The 18,718-nt window shown below is 39.9% G+C and carries 18 protein-coding genes and 1 pseudogene; 10 read left to right on the top strand and 9 right to left on the bottom strand.

All coding sequences use genetic code 11. The features are described from left to right. Positions 1–43 precede the first annotated feature (43 nt). The 3 genes from PluTT01m_RS21175 (at position 44) to epmA (ending at position 3,309) form a co-directional block, all read left to right on the top strand. On the top strand, positions 44–1,069 hold the full coding sequence (locus PluTT01m_RS21175; protein WP_011144720.1) for an IS630-like element ISPlu19 family transposase: 1,026 nt from the start codon (positions 44–46) through the stop codon (positions 1,067–1,069). 317 nt (positions 1,070–1,386) lie between these two features. Then, on the top strand, positions 1,387–1,800 hold the full coding sequence (locus tag PluTT01m_RS21170; protein WP_011148240.1) for a fascin domain-containing protein: 414 nt from the start codon (positions 1,387–1,389) through the stop codon (positions 1,798–1,800). Between the two features lie 531 nt (positions 1,801–2,331). Then, positions 2,332–3,309, top strand: coding sequence for an elongation factor P--(R)-beta-lysine ligase (gene epmA / locus PluTT01m_RS21165; protein ID WP_011148239.1), 978 nt, complete (start codon positions 2,332–2,334; stop codon positions 3,307–3,309). A 49-nt stretch (positions 3,310–3,358) separates the two neighbouring features. On the opposite strand, the gene glpQ is transcribed toward epmA, so the two are convergent. Beyond that, positions 3,359–4,435, bottom strand: coding sequence for a glycerophosphodiester phosphodiesterase (gene glpQ / locus PluTT01m_RS21160; RefSeq protein ID WP_011148238.1), 1,077 nt, complete (start codon positions 4,433–4,435; stop codon positions 3,359–3,361). A 179-nt stretch (positions 4,436–4,614) separates the two neighbouring features. Continuing rightward, positions 4,615–5,967 (bottom strand): glycerol-3-phosphate transporter, encoded by a 1,353-nt coding sequence (gene glpT / locus PluTT01m_RS21155; protein WP_011148237.1) that lies wholly within the window; start codon positions 5,965–5,967, stop codon positions 4,615–4,617. A 503-nt stretch (positions 5,968–6,470) separates the two neighbouring features. On the opposite strand from glpT, the gene PluTT01m_RS21150 reads away from it, so the two are divergent. From PluTT01m_RS21150 to PluTT01m_RS21140, 3 genes are all read left to right on the top strand, one after another. After that, positions 6,471–6,902 carry a DUF29 domain-containing protein gene (locus tag PluTT01m_RS21150; protein WP_011148236.1) on the top strand — a complete coding sequence of 144 codons (432 nt, stop codon included), beginning with the start codon at positions 6,471–6,473 and terminating at the stop codon, positions 6,900–6,902. A gap of 453 nt (positions 6,903–7,355) precedes the next feature. Beyond that, positions 7,356–8,486, top strand: coding sequence for an SPM autocatalytic domain-containing protein (locus tag PluTT01m_RS21145; protein WP_228985293.1), 1,131 nt, complete (start codon positions 7,356–7,358; stop codon positions 8,484–8,486). Positions 8,487–8,563: 77 nt separating this feature from the next. Then, entirely contained in the window at positions 8,564–9,064 is a 501-nt protein-coding gene (locus PluTT01m_RS21140; RefSeq protein ID WP_228957274.1) for a tetratricopeptide repeat protein, read from the top strand. Positions 9,065–9,254: 190 nt separating this feature from the next. On the opposite strand, the gene PluTT01m_RS21135 is transcribed toward PluTT01m_RS21140, so the two are convergent. Then, positions 9,255–10,355: a glycerol dehydrogenase gene (locus tag PluTT01m_RS21135; protein WP_011148233.1), complete on the bottom strand. Its 1,101-nt coding sequence runs from the start codon at positions 10,353–10,355 to the stop codon at positions 9,255–9,257. A gap of 208 nt (positions 10,356–10,563) precedes the next feature. On the opposite strand from PluTT01m_RS21135, the gene PluTT01m_RS27740 reads away from it, so the two are divergent. The 3 genes and pseudogenes from PluTT01m_RS27740 to fucR form a co-directional block, all read left to right on the top strand. After that, a complete protein-coding gene (locus PluTT01m_RS27740) occupies positions 10,564–10,794 on the top strand; it encodes a hypothetical protein (RefSeq protein WP_228957273.1) in 231 nt (76 codons plus the stop codon). A 169-nt stretch (positions 10,795–10,963) separates the two neighbouring features. After that, positions 10,964–11,176 (top strand): hypothetical protein, encoded by a 213-nt coding sequence (locus tag PluTT01m_RS28345; RefSeq protein WP_350404754.1) that lies wholly within the window; start codon positions 10,964–10,966, stop codon positions 11,174–11,176. Positions 11,177–11,383: 207 nt separating this feature from the next. Next, positions 11,384–11,967 (top strand): annotated as a pseudogene (fucR, locus tag PluTT01m_RS21125) (L-fucose operon activator); the annotation flags it as partial. Positions 11,968–11,981: 14 nt separating this feature from the next. Here the strand turns inward: fucR and PluTT01m_RS21120 are convergent. Continuing rightward, entirely contained in the window at positions 11,982–12,866 is an 885-nt protein-coding gene (locus tag PluTT01m_RS21120; RefSeq protein ID WP_011144722.1) for an IS982-like element ISPlu11 family transposase, read from the bottom strand. A 296-nt stretch (positions 12,867–13,162) separates the two neighbouring features. Beyond that, positions 13,163–13,837, bottom strand: coding sequence for a 7-cyano-7-deazaguanine/7-aminomethyl-7-deazaguanine transporter (locus PluTT01m_RS21110; protein ID WP_011148231.1), 675 nt, complete (start codon positions 13,835–13,837; stop codon positions 13,163–13,165). A 184-nt stretch (positions 13,838–14,021) separates the two neighbouring features. On the opposite strand from PluTT01m_RS21110, the gene tusA reads away from it, so the two are divergent. Then, the gene (tusA, locus tag PluTT01m_RS21105) at positions 14,022–14,276 is read left to right on the top strand and encodes a sulfurtransferase TusA (protein WP_011148230.1); all 255 of its coding nucleotides are present in this window, start codon (positions 14,022–14,024) and stop codon (positions 14,274–14,276) included. 149 nt (positions 14,277–14,425) lie between these two features. On the opposite strand, the gene PluTT01m_RS21100 is transcribed toward tusA, so the two are convergent. The 4 genes from PluTT01m_RS21100 to rsmD form a co-directional block, all read right to left on the bottom strand. Continuing rightward, positions 14,426–16,711, bottom strand: a complete 2,286-nt coding sequence (locus PluTT01m_RS21100) for a zinc/cadmium/mercury/lead-transporting ATPase (RefSeq protein ID WP_011148229.1) — start codon at positions 16,709–16,711, stop codon at positions 14,426–14,428. A gap of 144 nt (positions 16,712–16,855) precedes the next feature. Then, positions 16,856–17,482 carry a lysoplasmalogenase gene (locus PluTT01m_RS21095; RefSeq protein ID WP_011148228.1) on the bottom strand — a complete coding sequence of 209 codons (627 nt, stop codon included), beginning with the start codon at positions 17,480–17,482 and terminating at the stop codon, positions 16,856–16,858. A 270-nt stretch (positions 17,483–17,752) separates the two neighbouring features. Beyond that, the gene (locus PluTT01m_RS21090; protein WP_011148227.1) at positions 17,753–18,034 is read right to left on the bottom strand and encodes a DUF1145 family protein; all 282 of its coding nucleotides are present in this window, start codon (positions 18,032–18,034) and stop codon (positions 17,753–17,755) included. Positions 18,035–18,057: 23 nt separating this feature from the next. Then, positions 18,058–18,642 (bottom strand): 16S rRNA (guanine(966)-N(2))-methyltransferase, encoded by a 585-nt coding sequence (gene rsmD / locus PluTT01m_RS21085; protein WP_011148226.1) that lies wholly within the window; start codon positions 18,640–18,642, stop codon positions 18,058–18,060. Positions 18,643–18,718 lie beyond the last annotated feature (76 nt).

Raw genomic sequence — 18,718 nt, 5'->3', positions numbered from 1 at the left:
AAGATGCTTGATTTTATCCGAAATGGAGATCATTATCCTCGCTATGAAAATATTCATTACCGATGAACAAAAAGCCGAACTTGAACATCTCCATCACACCTGCCGTGATAAGAGGGAGTGTGATCGCATCAAAGCGGTCCTGCTGGCCTCTGAAGGCTGGAGTTCAGTGATGATCGCTCAGGCCCTGCGTCTTCATGAAATGACCGTTAACCGTCATATCAGCGATTACCTTAATCAAGGTAAACTTAAATCTGATAATGGGGGGTCTGATAGTTTGCTTTCTCAAGAACAAACTGATTTTTTAATCAATCACTTATCTCAACATCTTTTCCATCACACCCATGAAATCGTGGCCTATGTTGCTCAGCTCTGGAATATTACCTTTAGCATTCCCGGCATGAATAAATGGCTACACCGTCAGGGTTTTTCTTATAAAAAACCTTGTGGCGTCCCTCATAAATTCGACGCAGAAAAACAGCGACAATTTATTGAATATTATGAGAATCTTAAAGTCACAGCGAAAGACGAACCCATCCTTTTTCTTGATGCTGTTCACCCGACTCAAGGCACCAAACTCGGTTATGGCTGGATGCGAAAAGGCGAGAAAAAAACAGTAAAAACAACAGGAAGCCGGACTCGCCTGAATATATTGGGCGCGCTCAACCTGAATGCCATTGGTCGTACGGTGTTCCAGGAATATCAAACCATCAATGACTACAACATTTGCTGTTTTTTCAATGAAATAAGAAAGTCTTATCCTGACTATCATCAAAAAATTCATCTTATTGTGGATGGGGCGGGTTACAACAAAGCTCATCTTGTTAAGGAGTGGGCTTATGTTAGCAATATTGAGTTACATTACCTTCCTCCCTATAGCCCAAATTTAAACCCAATAGAGCGATTATGGAAGGTCATGAATGAACAGGTTCGAAATAACCGTTATTTTGCGGATAAACATGAATTTCGAGACAACGTCTTCAAATTTTTCACCACAACGCTACCGGATATAGCGGACTCGCTGATGTCTAGAATTAACGACCATTTTCAGGTGCTAAAAACTGCATCTTGAAGTTTCTTGGGTATATATTATTCAAAACAGGTGCCAAAATATATTTTGATATTTAATAATTATATCGGTTGTATATATTCATTGAAAATGCTTTATATTTACAGGAATAGTAAAATGTGGTGTTTAAATTGATGATCTATTAATAACATAGTTGACCAAAATGAATTATATATATACCCAATGGATTTCAAGATGCATCGCGATGGCAAGGGAGCGAATCCCCGGGAGCATAGATAACGATGTGACCGGGGTGAGTGAGCGCAGCCAACAAAGAGGCAACTTGAAGGATAACGGGTATATTTAAATAGGAGAATATTATGGGATTATCAAGTAGTCCTATTGCATTACAGGCAGATAATGGGTTCTATTTAAGTCGAATTGTTCGAGGAGGAGGTTTTGATTTTATTGAAGTTAATAAATCTATTATTGATATTTACACAAAATATTCTGCAACACAACTTAGCTCTAATAAGATAGCACTTCGTGCAAGCAATGGCCTCTATTTAAGTCGGATATCTCTGGCTGGTAGCGATTATATAGTAGCGACAAAATCAGATATTGATGTTTATTCTATTTTTACTTTAGAATATATCGATGATAATGTGATAGCTTTGTGTGCAGATAATGGAAAATATCTGAGTCGAATCAATATCGGGGGTATTTTTAACTATATTAAACCGGATAAATATGACTTGGATATATATTGCCAGTTTAAAGTTATAAAATTGTAATTGGACAATTGTGATCTTTGATGACATCTTATTATGGTGGTCAGTTTTACCTGACCACTATTTTTTTACTATTAAAATAGGATTAGTTACTTAATGCACCAGATAAAATGTTAATTATATTTCATAATAATTTTATTAATAATGTATTTTTAGTGTTACTGGTTATATTATAATTATCATCTGAAATTATTTTTCAGTTTACTTATAATATTTTACTTTTAATTTAAATATGATAATTGATTCAGGTTGTTTAATAATTATGAGTGATAATTGTCTATATCGCCCATAATAAAAAGAGAATATATTTTATTGTTTAACAGTAGTCGTATATATTCAGCAAGGGAGTGAATCCCCGGGAGCATAAATAACGATGTGACTGGGGTGAGTGAGTGCAACCAACAAAGAGGCAACTTGAAAGATAACGGGTATAAGACAAGCTAAGTTGTTCCGGGATGATCAGACGGTAATAATTTGTCTGATATGTGTGATGCAGGTAGACTGCACGTTTGGTTTTATTTTGGAGTCATTTACATGAGCGAAACAGCAAACTGGCAGCCAAGTGCAGCTATCGCCAACTTGTTGAAACGAGCGACTATTTTAGCAGAAATACGGCGCTTTTTCGCAGATCGTGGGGTATTGGAAGTTGAAACACCTGCGATGGGTCAGTTTACAGTGACTGATATCCAATTGTTTTCTTTTCAGACGGAGTTTGTTGGCCCAGGTGCCGCAGATGGTATGACTCTTTATCTGATGACAAGTCCGGAATATCACATGAAACGCTTGCTGGCAGCAGGAAGTGGCCCTATTTATCAACTTGGCCGCTGTTTCCGTAATGAAGAGGCGGGTCGTTATCATAATCCTGAATTTACCATGCTGGAATGGTATCGGCCTCACTATGATATGTATCGTTTGATGAATGAAGTTGATGATTTACTTCAGCAAATCCTCGACTGTGAAAGTGCAGAATCACTCTCTTATCAACAAGCTTTCTTGCGTTATTTGGATATTGATCCGCTATCAGCAGAGAAAGAAAAGCTGCGTGAAATCGCCGCCAAGTTGGATCTGAGTAATATTGCTGATATAGAAGAGGATCGGGATACTTTATTACAACTTTTATTTGCTGTTGGTGTTGAACCGCACATTGGTACTGAAAAACCAACTTTTATCTACCATTTTCCGGCTTCTCAGGCTTCTTTGGCGGAAATCAGCAAAGAAGATCATCGAGTTGCAGAGCGTTTTGAAGTCTATTTTAAAGGCGTCGAATTGGCAAATGGCTTCCGTGAGCTGACTGATAGTCATGAGCAGTGCCAGCGTTTTGAACGGGATAACCGTAAACGTGCAGCGTTGGGTTTACCTGTTCGACCGATTGATGAAAACCTGATTGGTGCCCTGAAACAAGGAATGCCTGAATGTGCCGGTGTGGCGCTTGGTGTCGATCGTTTGGTGATGTTGGCTTTAGGGGCTGAAAAACTCAGTGATGTTATGGCCTTTTCGATAACTAAGGCGTAATTATTAAGCAACAGGAACAGGGCGCTGATTGAGGCGCCCTGTTTGCATCTTATTTCTGTTGATGCTGTTTTTGCAGGAATTTCACACCCAAGTCAGGAAAATCGGTGAATACACCGTCTACGCCCGCTTGGTTATATATGATATCGAAAAGTTGATCGCCGCTGGTGGCGTATTTAGGCAGTTGATCAACTCGAATCGTGTATGGATGGACTTCCAGATTGTTGGTGTGAGCCTCTTTTACCAGATTAGTTAACTTAATATTGGTTGGTGTGGAATACTTCTCCACAAGCATATGGTAATCAGGGCCGATACCATCAGCGTATTGTGCCACTTCTTTCATAGCACCGGGTTTGAACATCCAGTCATAGCTGTAATTTGTCCATTTGCCGTCTGATTGTTTTTCATAAGTTTCATTCCAGTCGGTGTAGGCAATAAGTTGAACCAGTTTCAGATCCATGCCTAACTTAGGTTCCAGCTCGTTTTTGATGCGTTTAAGTTCGTTGGTATCAAAACATTGCAGATAAATTTTGTCGCTTTTCTTGGTGTAACCATACGCTTTTAGCACGGCTAGTACCTTAGTAGAAATATCTTTTCCTTCCTTCTGGTGGAACCACGGTGCTTTGATTTCAGGATAAATACCGATGTTTTTGCCGGTAGATTTATTTAATCCTTGCACAAATTCAATCTCTTCCTGAAAAGTATGGATTCGGAAATCAGATTTCCATATTGGGAAACGATTGGAGAAATTTTGTATTTGTCGGTCGTTTTTAATATCGAAACCTTCTGTGAATTTTAATGACTTGATTTCGGACAAAGTAAAGTCGATGGCATAGTAGCGTCCATCTTGGCGAGCACGGTTAGGGAATTTATTGGCAACGTCAGTTACACGATCAAGGTAATGGTCATGTAAGACTATCAGTTCATCATCTTTAGTCATGACCAGATCTTGTTCCAGATAATCAGCACCTTCGGCATAAGCCATCGCTTTAGCCGGCAGAGTGTGTTCAGGTAAGTATCCACTTGCGCCCCGATGGGCGATAACAATCTTATCTGCTGCTTGCGCGATGCCTGACATCGATGAAGTTAAAATGATACCAATTATCATTGTCTTAATTGGAGTTTGCATGTGTGTTTCTCCGTTTTAGCGATGATATAAACTCTATCTCATTAAACTGTGAGTTTGGTTGTGTTAATAACACTTACTGACATAATCTCTTAGCTTAGAGATTAAAAAAAGCCGCAACGTATATAATGCTGCGGCTTAATTAATATTATCAGTGATATATCACAGTTTAATGACAGAGGTTAGCCATATTGGTGGGCTATTTCCTGTTTATGTTTTTTTTCGGTAATCATAACGATTAGCAATAGAATAACGGACAAGATACTACCACCAATCATTACCATAAAGCCGCTGTCCCAACCGAAAAAGTCAACGGTGTAGCCGATGATAGCACTTGCAGCAACAGAGCCACCTAAGTAACCAAATAAGCCGGTAAAGCCGGCGGCTGTACCCGCGGCTTTCTTTGGAGCTAGCTCAAGGGCATGTAAACCAGTCAGCATCACTGGGCCGTAGATAAGGAAGCCAATAATCAACATACAAGCCATATCTACAGTAGGGTTACCTGGTGGGTTCAACCAGAATACGATAGTTGCGATAGTAACCAGCGTCATAAAGAACACACCGGTTGCACCACGGTTACCTTTAAATATTTTGTCTGACATCCAACCACATAGTAGCGTGCCTGGGATACCGGCATATTCGTACAGGAAATAAGCCCATGAAGATTTATCTAGTGCGAAATGCTTGGCTTCACGCAGATAGGTTGGTGACCAGTCAAGAATACCGTAACGTAACAGATAAATGAATACGTTAGCCATAGCAACCATCCACAGCAGTTTGTTCGGTAACACGTATTGCATGAAAATCTGTTTAGCGGTTAACTCATTTTCATCTTTCTCTGTATAATCAGAAGGATAGTCATTTTTATACTCTTCGATTGGTGGCAAGCCACAGGATTGCGGTGTGTCACGTATCAGGGCAAAGACAATCAATGCAACGAGAATGGCGGCGAAAGCCGGCATGTAAAGTGCGGCTTTCCAGTCATTGAACCACGCCATGCCCAACAGAAATAGCAATGGTGGTAAACCACCACCCACATTATGTGAGCAGTTCCAGATAGAAACGATACCGCCGCGTTCTTTCTGTGACCACCAGTGCACCATGGTACGACCACAAGGAGGCCAACCCATCCCCTGGAACCAACCACATAAGAACAGCAGAACAAACATGATAGTGATACTGGACGTTGCCCAGGGTACGAAACCCATAAACAGCATAACAAGAGCCGCGAGGATCAGACCCGCAGGTAAGAAGACTCGTGGGTTAGAACGGTCGGATACGGAGCCCATGATGAATTTGGAGAAGCCGTATGCGATAGAGATCCCTGATAGTGCGAAACCGAGCTCACCTTTGGAAAAACCTTGCTCAACCAGATAAGGCATTGCAAGTGCAAAGTTTTTTCTTACCAGATAGTAAGCTGCATAACCAAAGAAGATCCCCATAAAAATTTGCCAACGTAAGCGACGATAGACTGGATCTACCTGTTCTGTTGACAGCCGGGACCTATGAGGTGCCGGCTTGAAAATACTTAACATATTTTGCCTCCGATGGCATTTTTGGTGTTATAAACAGCTTGCCGGTTGACTAATGCCACCGGATGGGAAAATGAAAGGTTTTGTAAGTGGTTATTTTCCATAACGAAAATTATGATAGTCGAAATCACTCAACCTATCTGTGAAACAACACTCAGTTGTTAAAGTTGTTTTGCCCTGGCGATAATTCTGAGTGATTTGTTAACTTTTTGAAATGTGCTTTACCAATGAAATTGTGACAATTGTCACAATAACGATCTTTACTTAATTATTGGTGAGCGTTTTTGGTTCGTTTCTGTTCTTTATCAAACAAAAACCACAGTTTTCATACATCTTCTATTTGTTATTCTATATGTATCCGTCCAGATGAAAGGCTCTTCTCAATTTATGGCGAATGGGCTGCTAATCGATTTTAACGATAAACATACTGTTTTGACGGTGTGCTAATAATCTGCCAGACTCATAATTTATACAGTTGTATAGCTGATATACCCAGTGGAGGAACCATGACGACCCGTTATAACAGTGATTTTTATGGTTGGACTCAGGAGCAAGCCAGTTTGCTTCGTTCCGGTGATTTGAGCCAGTTGGATAGGGAAAACCTTTCGGAGGAAATAGAAAGTATGGGAAATAGCCAAAGAAACGAGCTGGAATCTCGTCTTGAGGTACTGTTTCTTCACCTCCTAAAATGGCAATTCCAATCTGAACGGCAAGGTCGGAGCTGGAAGCTTACGATTGAAGAGCAGAGAAGAAAAATAGCCCGTCGTCTTAAAAAAAATCCCAGCTTAAAGTCAGAACTTAGCGAAATTTCCTCTGATGCTTATGGTGATGCCATTATTGCAGCAGAGAGGGAAACTAATATTAGGCGTAGTGTATTTCCTGAAACTTGTCCTTGGACATTTGAGCAAATAATGGATGAAAATTTTTGGCCTGAATAGACTCGATAAATTTATTTCCTAACGCACTGATTTTGAACAGTGCGTTTTCTCGGTTGCTTAACAACGTGGTTGATTGATTTTCACTTCACAGCAAGCAGTATTAACAGAAATTATTTTTTTCGGTGGATACTCATTGGATTAGCTAAGATTATCCTTTTTCATTTTCATGACCTTTGCCGTATCAATAATTACAGAAAAATTCATTGTGATCGCTGTGGCTATACTCAAGGCAATAGTCGGAGCCAAAATAGTAACGGAAGGAAAATGCTAACAGTTTTAATTTATTATCGAAAAATATAATAATAAAGATAAAATATTAGAAAATTATTAATTTGATTTTTTTATATAAATTTATAAAATTTCCGTAGTGATGTTGATAATTATTTCTATTTGCAGTAAATTTTATTTTATTTATCAAAGATAATCATGGAAGTTTTCAATAAGGAAATAACTATGCCAAGTAAAGACTATGGGTTAGTTGATAAAGTTTTTAACGAAAATTTTAAAGGAATGCATGTAGAAACAATAACAGTAAAAATAGCATCTTCAGGTACTAAATATACTAATGCGGCAGGAGACGTTAGCAAATCTACTTTTGGACATGTATGGGTTGAATTTCAGGGTGAATCAATCGGATGGGGCTTGGGTGATAATAAGCAAGTAGGAGGAGTTGAGAACATAACTTTTAGAGATTCAATCGCATACGATAAATCAAAAATTTCCAGTGTTACATATCCAATATATTCAGAAAGTGTGGTTAATAATATGAGAAATTACATTTCTGATTTAAAAAATGGAAATTTCTATGATTTTAAGCCGAATTATAACCTCCTTACTAATAACTGTATAGATTTTGTAAACTCAATTCTTCGAGTTTCACATTATGATAATGATAAAAATGGTATAGATTTCATTCAGGAGTTACGGGGAATGAGTCCAAATGCCGTATTAGATAATTTTGAAGAAATTGTTGAAGATCAGAAGAGTACAGAGACACCACTTATTATTGATTTAACTGGCGATGGTATTATTACCATAGCGGAAAATGGTTCTATATATTTTGATCATGATAATGATGGTATTGTTGAAAGTTCAGGATGGATAGAAGCCAATAATGCATTTCTGGTATGGGATAAAAATGGAGATGGAAAAATAAATAACGGAAATGAGTTGTTCGGGAATAATTCTATATTAAAAAATGGAGTCAAATCAGTAAATGGGTTTGCTGCATTAGCAGATCTTGACGATAATTTTGATGGTATTTTTGATCAAAATGATAGTCTATGGAATTCATTAGAGTTATGGATTGATGCCAATAAAGATGGTATCACTGATGATGGAGAGTTGTATAAATTAAGTGAATCAGGAATCTCTGCTATAAATCTTACCTATAAAGAAAATGGATTCAAGGATATAAATGGTAATATTCATGGGTTTGAAAGCTCAGTACTCTGGAATAATGGGGATACGACTAAGATAGTGGATGTGTTTTTTGCTGTGGATAAAAACATACAGATGGAGTCACTAAATTCAAATATTGACATAATAGGGATAAATAATACTTTTAGCGAGATTATATTATGAGTCATTTTTTTGTAAAAAATAAGAAATATTTTCTCTACTCAATGTTCTTTTTTTCTTTTATTGTTCAGAGTTCAGACATGAACATACAAGATACCCCATCGATTGTCTTCAATCATTCAGATGATTTTTTATCAGAATTCTCTATTCCAATGCCTAAAAATGAAGATGAATATCATGCATTAGTAAAGAAAGCAAATAGTGGTAATGTAGATGCAAACTGGATGCTTGCTGTAATACAACAAACAGAAGGTTATCGTCAAGAAGCCAGTGAAAAATATAAGTTATCTATATCAAGAAATGATAAATATAAGTTAAGATCTATGGTTAATTTGGGATTTATTTTAGAGGATGAAAATAAATACTCAGATGCGAGAGCACTTTTCGAATTGGCTGGGAAAAGTGGATATTTTGAGGGCTATCGCACTATTGGAACAAATTATTTAAATGGGATTGGTGTAAATCAAGATTTTAATAAGGCAAAAGAGTATTTTAATAAAGGAAGTCAAATTGGGTGTCATGAATGCACATTTCTTATTAATAATTGGAGTGATGTTATTAAATTGAAAAAATCAGAATAGTGAATTTATATTTTTGGATGCTAGTACTTAAGCAAGATCTTTTCAGGAAGAAAAATTAGGGGAAGTGGGGTTCTTAAATATGGCGGCAGGCTCCGTTTGATAAACGAGGCTTCATTAAAACAAATGATTAAATAAAAAATCAGTGTTTTGTCAACAAATTGAGCGGGCAATTTGCCCGCTCTTGTTAAATTTAATACAACCAGTCGCGTCCCATCCGGTCAGCAGCCATAATAGCGGCGTACACTTTTTCCGGTGTCACTTCAAAAGGCATGTTGTGAATGGTTTCGTCCTCGGCACAACTTGCTGTTGCCACTGCCATCACTTTTTCTTTCAGTTTTTCACCATCCTTCACGCCAAGTTGATCCAGAGTAACCGGTAGTCCCATCTGTACACAGAAATCAAGTAAAGTATCTAATTCTTCATTTGGGCTATTTTCCAGTATTAGTTGAACTAATATCCCGAAGGCGACTTTTTCGCCGTGGTACATGTGGTGGCATTCTTCTAATACGGTAAAGCCATTGTGTACGGAATGAGCGGCGGCTACACCCGTATTTTCAAAGCCTAGGCCGCTTAAGTAAGTAATAGCTTCGATGACATTTTCCACCGCAGGTGTACTGACGTCGGTTTCAACAGCCAGTTTTGCTTTATAGCCCTCTTCTAACAAAGTTTCGTAACAGAGATGAGCGAGGGCGACTGCGGTACGGGATATCCCACCCTCTGTCATTCGAGGTTTATAGCCGGCTCCACAAATGCGGGCTTCGAAGTAAGTTGCCAGCGCGTCGCCAATTCCGGCAATCAGAAAACGGGTTGGGGCTTTAGCGATAATGCTGGTATCGATTAGGACAATATCTGGGTTTGTTGGGAGAAACAGATAGTCTTCATATTTGCCATCATCGCTGTAAATAACAGAGAGAGCACTGGTTGGGGCATTAGTGGAAGCGATAGTGGGGGCAATCAGAACAGGTAATCTGGATTCGTAAGCGACCGCTTTTGCCGTATCTTGTACTTTGCCGCCACCGATACCAATAACGGCTTGGCATTCATGTTTTTTAAGAATGTCAGACAGGCGTTTAATCTCATTCCGACTACATTCACCGCCAAACACTTCAAAATGACGAGTAATTTCGTATTGTTCCAGGCTGCTATGAACCGTATCTCCCACCAATTTCATCGCGGAATTACCGATGATAACCAAAACGTGATCGGCGATGGTTTTGGTATATTGACCAATATGGAGCAGGGCATCAGGTCCTTGAATATATTTGGATGGGGATTGAATAATTTTCAGCATAAAAATATTCCTTTTGTGGAAACTCAATATTTGTATCTGTTTGTTGTATAAATTTTCTTAACAAACAGGGAGCAAAATGTGACAGCCCAGTAAACTGTCTTCGGATGAAAAAAGTACTTAAGTTACTTAGCAGACTAATACCACCTATAAAAATTAATGGTTGGCTGTGGATAAATAAAGTTGTTATATCCATTTTATGGTGGGAAATGTGTGTTTTTTTGATCTATGCCCGGATCTCTGTATTGGAACAAGCCCTTCTTCTCCATTAGGCTTGGGGAATCTGGCTTCTGGAGTGCTTGAGTGGATCAGACAGTTTTTCTGGCAAGGTATTCCCCCTTCGGAGGCTTATCTTAAAATGATCCATGAAGCTTTATCCGTTCCTCCCGGCGCTAATAACTTAAGAATGAATTGTCGTTTGTTAACCTCCGAGGCAGGATGATGTGGAATAACGTTGAATACTGAACGACGTCATTTTTATCGTGCTGCATTAGAAGCGTTGGGGTATCAATTAAAACAAAACCTATCCCTTTTAGAAAAAATAAGCGGATTTCATGCTCAAGAATTGGTGTTAGTGGGAAGGAGGTAGCCGAAATTATCTTTGGAACCAAATAAAAGCAGATATTTTAAACCTACCCATAAAAGTACTTAATGAAGCAGAGACGACGGTATTAGGCGCTTCTTTCTTTGCTTGGTTTGGCGTCGGTTGCTATGAGTCGTCTGAAAAAGCCCGTGAACAGTTTTCTTATCACTATGAACCTTATACACCAGGTGAACACCAAGAAGCTTATGATTCATTAGTTCAAGATTTTATACAGCAGTAGGTAATCCTATGCTGAAAACGATTTCTTCATTCATTTCTCCTCTCTGTCTCTTTTAAACATGCTGGCTGAAATAGTAACGTTTTTGCTATCGTCGTCACAGAGAAAACGGTTAACTATAGAAATATATTGCTAAAAAAGGCGTGATTTTTTAATTCTGATATTGGTTAGAATAATCCTATTCTGTCCCAATATAAAAGGGATTCCTTTATGAGAAATGAACGTCATCAAAAAATCATGGATCTTCTTCACCACCATGAATCTTAACAACTGCTGAACTTGCCGTAGTTTTACAAGTGAGTAAAGAAACAATACGCCGAGATCTGTGATTTCTTCAACAGCATGGTCGCCTTCTTCGTTTGCATGGAAGAGCGAAAAGTTTAAACAGGGAAACGCAGGGTAATGGTGACTCTTTTAACATGCGGGTTAAGAGCCATTTTTCGAGTAAATCGCTTATCGCTCAGCAAGCCGTGACTTGGATAAGAGAAGGAATGATAATCGCACTTGATGCAAGTTCAACATGTTGGTATCTGGCAAAGCAACTTCCTGATATTAATATTACTATTTTTACCAATAGCATTCGTATTTGCCATCAATTATCAAAGAAGAAAAATATTCAATTAATCAGTTCAGGGGGAGTTTTACATCGTAAATATGCTTGTTATATTAATTCATCGCTTATTACACAATTAAAAAATTTAGAGATCGATCTATTTATTTTTTCCTGTGACGGCATTGATGCAAATGGCGATTTATGGGATTCGAATATTGATAATGCACAATTTAAAGAAATTAACCCGAATTCTGCTTAAGCCGTCATTAAAATATCTTTCTCTGAGTAGAAAATTTTCAGTGATGGCTTTTTCAATTTAAGGCTGTAAGCAATCAATCCACCTAAAACACACAACAGAAAGCCTTTTATACTTCGGTGGCGCGAGTGCTCAATTTGAGAAATGGTCTTTAATTGCCCGTTAATCGTTTCGATGATAAATCTCTTTTTTAACATTAAGTTATTCCACTCAGACAGCGCTTGTGCTTTCATATTACGGCGTTTCTTCGTGATGAAAGTCACACCGATTTTGGCTAAATCATCGGCCAGTTCCTGACTGAGATAACCTTTATCACCGTAAAGATAACCCGTTAACGATTTTGATAATTCGCGTACAGGCTCTCGATCATTCACATTACCGGGAGTCACTTTTAGCGCGAGAATTTCGCCCTGATGGTTAACAACCAAGTGTAATTTGAAGCCGTAAAACCAGCCCATTGATGTTTTTCCGCGCTGGGCTATTCCCTTAAAAACCTTATGACGCGGGATACGGATGTTATGACAGACGCACAAACTCGTGGAATCAATAAAAGCAATCTTGGTCGGTTTTCCTTTTAATTGAGTCAGATAACTACATAGTGGGACCAAAACGGAAGGGGCAACACTGACAAAACGGGTATAACTGAGCAGGGTGGGGAAATCTTTGTGGTGATATTTCCAAATATGTTCCAGATAAAAATGTTTAAAATCACGGTAATGCGCCATATGAAAAAGGATCAAAATAGTCATGATTTCACTGGGGTGCATATGGCCTTGCCGATGACGCTGGCGGTACCCTTTTTCGAAACAAAATAATTCCCATTGAGGAATGAAGAAGCGGCAAAAATCATCGACATCGCAGAAAATTTCAACTAACTTGTTCATAGCCTGTTCCTCCCCGGAGCTGTTTCGGCGTGCACCAAAACATTGCTCCTGGAACAGGCTTCATGTCAATTTCTTATCCAGAATTCGGGTAAATTATTATAAAACGATCATTACAATCAATTTTGCTAATTGATAAGAGTAAAATTAACCGAAAAAGCGAAATTAAAATAGAAAATTGTAGTAATATCACTGATGTAATATCGAATGATTTGAGCCAGGTGGAAGGCTAATTGCCTTGCCAATCTCTTAATCAGGCAATCTGATTAAGAGACCGGTAGTTGCTGGACATATAAAAATCAGCGAACTTGAATGTGGCTATTGTTAGTTTGATAGGCAAAGAAGTACTTTAAAATTAGGTTCAATAAAATGCCGTAAGCGGGTAGGAAAAAGAGTAAGCAGATTAATAGCTTAAAGCAGTAATCGACTAACCCAATCTCGATCCAATTAGCCGCCATGAAAGCATCGGTGCTACGGTAGAAAGCGATAGAGAAAAAGGCTAGGCTATCAAGTAAGTTGCCGAAAAACATCGCTGCTGCGGGAGCGACCCACCAATTGCGTCTCCGGCGTAGACGATTGAAGACGTATACATCCAGTATCTGCCCAAGGAAATAAGCCATAAAGCTGGCACAGGCAATACGGGCAACAAAGAGATTGAATTCAAGCAGCGCGGTAAACTCTTGCCACTCGCCTTGGAAAAATAGGGCAGAAATAATATAAGAAGTCAGTAATGCGGGGATCATAACGGTAGTAATGATCCGTCTTGCCAGTGGTGCGCCGTAGATACGAACCGTTAAATCTGTTGCAAGGAAAATAAATGGAAAAGTAAAGGCTCCCCACGTGGTATGAAAACCGAAAATAGAGACGGGTAGTTGCACCAGATAATTACTGGAAATAATAATCAGAATGTGAAATAGCGAAAGCCAAATTAAAGCGGTAGCGCGCTGTTGTGTAATTGTAGTTGATAAAAACATTCTTGTACCTTTTTGGAAAATGGGGTGAGGGAACCCAATAAAAGATCTACCGTTTTAACTGACGGTGCCTCACATGATACGTCGGTTGTGCACGAATTCAAAATGCCTGTATGTAAAGTTAATTTTTGCTAGCTTTTTTATAATATAATTCGGTCTAATAGACTGACTGAAGTAGAGATAAGTTATGCCCGATGTGTTTACTCATCCAGACAAAACCCTTGATACACAAGGGCTTCGCTGTCCTGAACCGGTAATGATGGTACGGAAAACTGTGCGTCATATGGAAGCAGGGCAGATGTTATTAATTCTTGCTGACGATCCGGCAACTACGCGTGATATTCCCAGTTTCTGCCGTTTTATGGAGCATCAACTGGTTGCTCAAGAAACAGAACAAATGCCTTATCGCTATCTGGTTCGGAAAAAAGAGAGTCAACTCTGAATATAACAGCTAAGTTGAGAAATGAACGTTTTTGCTTTTTACCATGTCTTCGAACGTTAATGGGCTTTCACCACTGAATTCATCTTACTATGGCACAGGATATGAGCCGCGAATAAGACTCATATCCTTAAATAGCTAGACGATTTTCATTATTTCAGTTTAATCCTCAATAACCTTACCGCGTTTGCCGTCACAAGAGCGGTTGCGCCAGAATCTGCCAGTACTGCCATCCACAAGCCTGTGATACCCAATAGGCTGGTAACAAGGAAGATCCCTTTTAGCCCCAATGCAATAGCAATGTTTTGGCGGATATTATTGTGCGTTGCGCGGGAAAGGGTGATGATTTCCGACAAACCGGTCAGACGGTTGTGAGTCAATGCTGCATCTGCGGTTTCCAGAGCGACATCGGTACCGCTTCCCATTGCGACACCGATACTGGAAGCTTTCATTGCGGGTGCGTCGTTGATGCCGTCACCAACCATCATTGTGCTGTGATCTTTATTCAATGCAATGACCGCTTTGACTTTATCTTCCGGCATTAACCCGGCGCGGAAATCTATTCCTAACTGACCAGCAATTGCAGTTGCTGCACGTGGGTTATCCCCCGTCAACATCACTGATTTAATACCTTGATCTTTCAGTAAACGGATAGCATCAATGGCATCTTGACGTAACGTATCTTGCATCGCGATAAGGCCGGCAAATTGTTCATCATGCATCACGGCAACAACGGTTTTACCGCAATCTTCTAACTGAACAATTTTTTGTTTCCAACGATCAGATAACGTGTTTGCTGGCAGTTTTCCGGGCGCGCTGACAAGAATACGTTTATCGTTTAACTGACCTTCAACACCAACCCCTGCCAGCGCTTTACGGTGTTCGGCTTCGGTAATATTAACGTTTTTACTTTCTGCGCATTGCAAAATGGCTTTAGCCAGTGGGTGGTGGGAGCCGCTTTCTACTGCGGAAGCCAAAGCTAATAACTGAGATTCGCTGATATTTTCTGCTGGTTGTATATCTGTGACTTGTGGTTTACCGGCGGTCAGCGTACCGGTTTTATCAAAAGCGATAGTGGTGATGAGTCCCAATTGTTCCAGCGCCGCACCACCTTTAATCAATGCACCTCGGCGGGTTGCTGTTGCAAGGGCAGAGGTAATGGCGGCGGGTGTGGAAATCACCAAAGCACAAGGGCAACCGATCAGTAGCAAAGTAAGACCACGGTAGATCCATGTTTCCCAAGGTTGGCTGAATACAGTCGGTGGAATGATGATAACCAACGCAGAGAACAGCATAATCAGTGGCGTGTAAATTCGGCTAAAGCGGTCAATGAAGCGTTCAATCGGCGCACGGCGTTCTTCGGCTTCTTCAATCAGTTGCAGAATACGGTCAATGGCATTGTTGCCCTGTTCGGACAGCACTTTCATTTGGATTGCACGATCCACGGATAAACAACCTGCCGGAACTTTTTCTCCCTGCATTCGTTCAACCGGAATAGATTCGCCTGTCAGCGCACTTTCATCAAAGCTGGCGAATGAATTGAGTAATTCGGCATCAGTGGGTAAACGTCCGCCTGGAGCAATTTCGATAATATCGCCAGGGCGAAGGTCTGAAACTGGAACAATTTTTTTCTCACCGTTTTTTACCAGTAGTGCCTCTTCCGGCACCAATGCCATTAATGCACTCACCCCTCGACGAGCACGGCCGGCAGCATAAGATTCCAGCATTTCACCAAGCATAAACAGCAGTAGTACCATTGCTGCTTCAGCGGTGGCATCAATAAACAGTGCACCTATGGCAGCAACACTCATTAATGTTTCAATGGCGAATGGCGTGCCTGATCGTATGAGCTGCCAGGCTTTGGTAACAATAGGTACCAATCCAATCACGGTGGTGATGATAAAGGCAATACGGCCAAATGAGGGATTGATGTGAGAGATTCCCCAACTTATCAGCATCATCAGTGAAAGAGTGATGATTGGTGCAAATTCTTTCCAGCGGCTGCTTTTTTCTGCTTTCTGACTTGAATCGGAATTGCGTAGAGTAAATCCAGCCTGATTAACGGCTTGAATAACCGCTGAACGTATATCTGTATCTGCATCCACAACTAGTTTTTCTGTTGCGAATAGAACCTTGGCTTGTTTCACTTCTGCAATTTTGCTGACCGCGGTTTCAATTTTGCGGGCACAACTTGGACAATCCATACCATTAACCACCCAACTGAAACGTTGGTTTGCCAAAAGCTCAGGTGCTTGTGTCTCTTGTGTATCATGGGAAGGGTGATGCTTATGTGAGCAAGCCTTACCATGTTCATGTTCATGATGATGTAAATGTTCACTAACTTGTTTAGCCTGATCTGAACAAGTCGTCGTCGCGCAGCAGCTTCCATGCTGGTGGTTATGTTGATGAGCACTATTTTTGTTTGAATTTGAGTACATGGACTCCCCCTGAATAGAGTTAACTCAAAGATAATGATTAAACTCTACACTTTGGAGCCTACTCCAGAGTCAATAAAAAGAAAAAATAAAGTTGTTAAATTGTACGATTGAGTGCTGATATCCATTTTCAACTTAGTCTTTTTATTAAAGATAAATAGAACGAATAATCAAAAAATGGCCGATAAAATAACAGGTTGCAACAATCGCCTTAGAAGATTTGAACTGGAAACGGTAATGGTTAATCAACCAGACACTATGTGACAGTAACAACAAGACAGTGCCAGCTAATAGGGAGAAACCATACGCTGTATTAAGGGAGAAGTATTGTTCACCTGCCATCCACACCATTATCAGGAGCATGACAACTGAGGCAACGACCAGCCAGCGCCTTTCTTCCAGTTTATTCCAAATAACCAGCAGAATAATGGAGCCAAGAACCAGTAAAATTAATGGCAGCGGGAAGAAGAAACTGAAATTCATCTGCATGATAAAGCTTATCGTGTAGAGCAGATAACAGAGGAATAATGTGCTTAGAGAGAATAGTGAATACTTACTGGGGAGCATGCGCAGAGCATCTGATATTAAAGCAGTAAATAACCCAAAACAGATTAGATAACCTGAAATATGCAGCTCAGGCGCTTGCCATGCCCACAATAACAACAATAGCAGAGTGACTGGCCTGAATAGCCATCTTTGCCAGTTTGGGCCACGGTAAGCTGCATCAACATACAACCAACCAGAAAGAAATACTGCAATAAATGGCCAGCTCATCTTTGTTCCTTAAATAAGTGATGGATAAGGGGTCTACTCTTTTACTATCAAAATATAGACTTAAATAATAGAGATTGGTTTAAGTATCTGTGCGGAAATAGGCAGTGAATTAAGAAATGTTGATCCGGTTATTGATCTGTTCAACAAAGAAAGGAGTACGAAGCCATGCTCAGATAAACGTGACAGCTTTTGAATACGAGGAATGAAATGAATCATTCCTCACATAATTGTATGTATTTTTCGGGTGCTTATGTGCGCTGCCCATGCCCACTATTTTGGGTGATGACTTTTCTCTTTCCGTTGTTTTTTCTGCATTGACAGTAGTTCAAAGACACCAAAAAAGAAGATCTTGGTTTGTATCAGGCTAGAGAGTTTTTGGTCTTTGGGCTGACTGGCTTTTAGAAGCAGCATTTGAAATGCATGCATGACCACCATGAAAATCATGGCGATATCCATAAAATACTTCAATGGTTTTGGAAATGGATGGATCAGGTTAAAGATCAGAAATCCCCAAACGCAGATCATTAACAGTTTGCCCAATTGAATAAGCATTAGTGTGTACTCCAAAGTAATCGTTATGCAGGTAAGTAACGGATATAGAGCCGGTATGCGACTTGTCCGGCGACTTTTTCACGATGAAGTTGCCAGTTAACAGGGACATCAATCGCCGTTGATTCGGATTCAGCCTCAACATAAATCCAGCTTTCATCTGCCAGCCAATTTTGTTCTTCCAACAATTTTATGGTTTCGCTAAGCATTCCTTTACGAAAAGGAGGATCAAGGAAAACGACCTCGTAGGATGTTCCTGGTTGAGATAAATAGGTTAATGCACTGTCGTTAATGACTTCGGCATTTTGGGCATTGAGCAGATCCAAATTAGCGGAAAGTTGTTTAGCTATATTATGTTCATATTCAATCAGGGTAACCTGTGCTGCATAACGGGAAAGTGCCTCTAATCCAAGCGCTCCGCTTCCTGCATAGCAATCCAGGCAGTGTGCTTCTTGGATAATCGGGGCTAGCCAGTTAAATAGCGTCTCTCTGACGCGATCTGTCGTTGGACGTAATCCTGGACTATCCGGTACAGGTAATTTTCGACCTCGCCATTTTCCGCCAATAATGCGGATTTGTCCCATCGATTGCCGTTGTGGTTTCTTTGCCATAATTTGCGTAATAGTTGTTAAGACTTACAGGCACTAATTTACCATGAAATTTATGATTGATATGTGTTGAGCTATT

Origin of the sequence: Photorhabdus laumondii subsp. laumondii, assembly GCF_003343245.1 — a bacterium.
Classification (GTDB): Bacteria; Pseudomonadota; Gammaproteobacteria; order Enterobacterales; family Enterobacteriaceae; genus Photorhabdus; species Photorhabdus laumondii.
The sequence above is the reverse complement of the archived record's forward strand: the minus strand, read 5'-3'. Positions and strand labels throughout refer to the sequence as shown.

Bases quoted from the DNA above. Each gene is read 5' to 3' on its own strand.
- PluTT01m_RS21110 (WP_011148231.1), bottom strand. From the start codon at position 13,837: ATGTTTTTATCAACTACAATTACACAACAGCGCGCTACCGCTTTAATT.
- PluTT01m_RS21170 (WP_011148240.1), top strand. From the start codon at position 1,387: ATGGGATTATCAAGTAGTCCTATTGCATTACAGGCAGATAATGGGTTC.
- PluTT01m_RS21120 (WP_011144722.1), bottom strand. From the start codon at position 12,866: ATGAACAAGTTAGTTGAAATTTTCTGCGATGTCGATGATTTTTGCCGC.
- PluTT01m_RS21100 (WP_011148229.1), bottom strand. From the start codon at position 16,711: ATGTACTCAAATTCAAACAAAAATAGTGCTCATCAACATAACCACCAG.
- PluTT01m_RS21095 (WP_011148228.1), bottom strand. From the start codon at position 17,482: ATGAGCTGGCCATTTATTGCAGTATTTCTTTCTGGTTGGTTGTATGTT.
- PluTT01m_RS21175 (WP_011144720.1), top strand. From the start codon at position 44: ATGAAAATATTCATTACCGATGAACAAAAAGCCGAACTTGAACATCTC.
- PluTT01m_RS21135 (WP_011148233.1), bottom strand. From the start codon at position 10,355: ATGCTGAAAATTATTCAATCCCCATCCAAATATATTCAAGGACCTGAT.
- glpT (WP_011148237.1), bottom strand. From the start codon at position 5,967: ATGTTAAGTATTTTCAAGCCGGCACCTCATAGGTCCCGGCTGTCAACA.
- epmA (WP_011148239.1), top strand. From the start codon at position 2,332: ATGAGCGAAACAGCAAACTGGCAGCCAAGTGCAGCTATCGCCAACTTG.
- PluTT01m_RS21140 (WP_228957274.1), top strand. From the start codon at position 8,564: ATGAACATACAAGATACCCCATCGATTGTCTTCAATCATTCAGATGAT.
- rsmD (WP_011148226.1), bottom strand. From the start codon at position 18,642: ATGGCAAAGAAACCACAACGGCAATCGATGGGACAAATCCGCATTATT.
- tusA (WP_011148230.1), top strand. From the start codon at position 14,022: ATGCCCGATGTGTTTACTCATCCAGACAAAACCCTTGATACACAAGGG.
- glpQ (WP_011148238.1), bottom strand. From the start codon at position 4,435: ATGCAAACTCCAATTAAGACAATGATAATTGGTATCATTTTAACTTCA.
- PluTT01m_RS21150 (WP_011148236.1), top strand. From the start codon at position 6,471: ATGACGACCCGTTATAACAGTGATTTTTATGGTTGGACTCAGGAGCAA.
- PluTT01m_RS21090 (WP_011148227.1), bottom strand. From the start codon at position 18,034: ATGCTTATTCAATTGGGCAAACTGTTAATGATCTGCGTTTGGGGATTT.
- PluTT01m_RS21145 (WP_228985293.1), top strand. From the start codon at position 7,356: ATGCCAAGTAAAGACTATGGGTTAGTTGATAAAGTTTTTAACGAAAAT.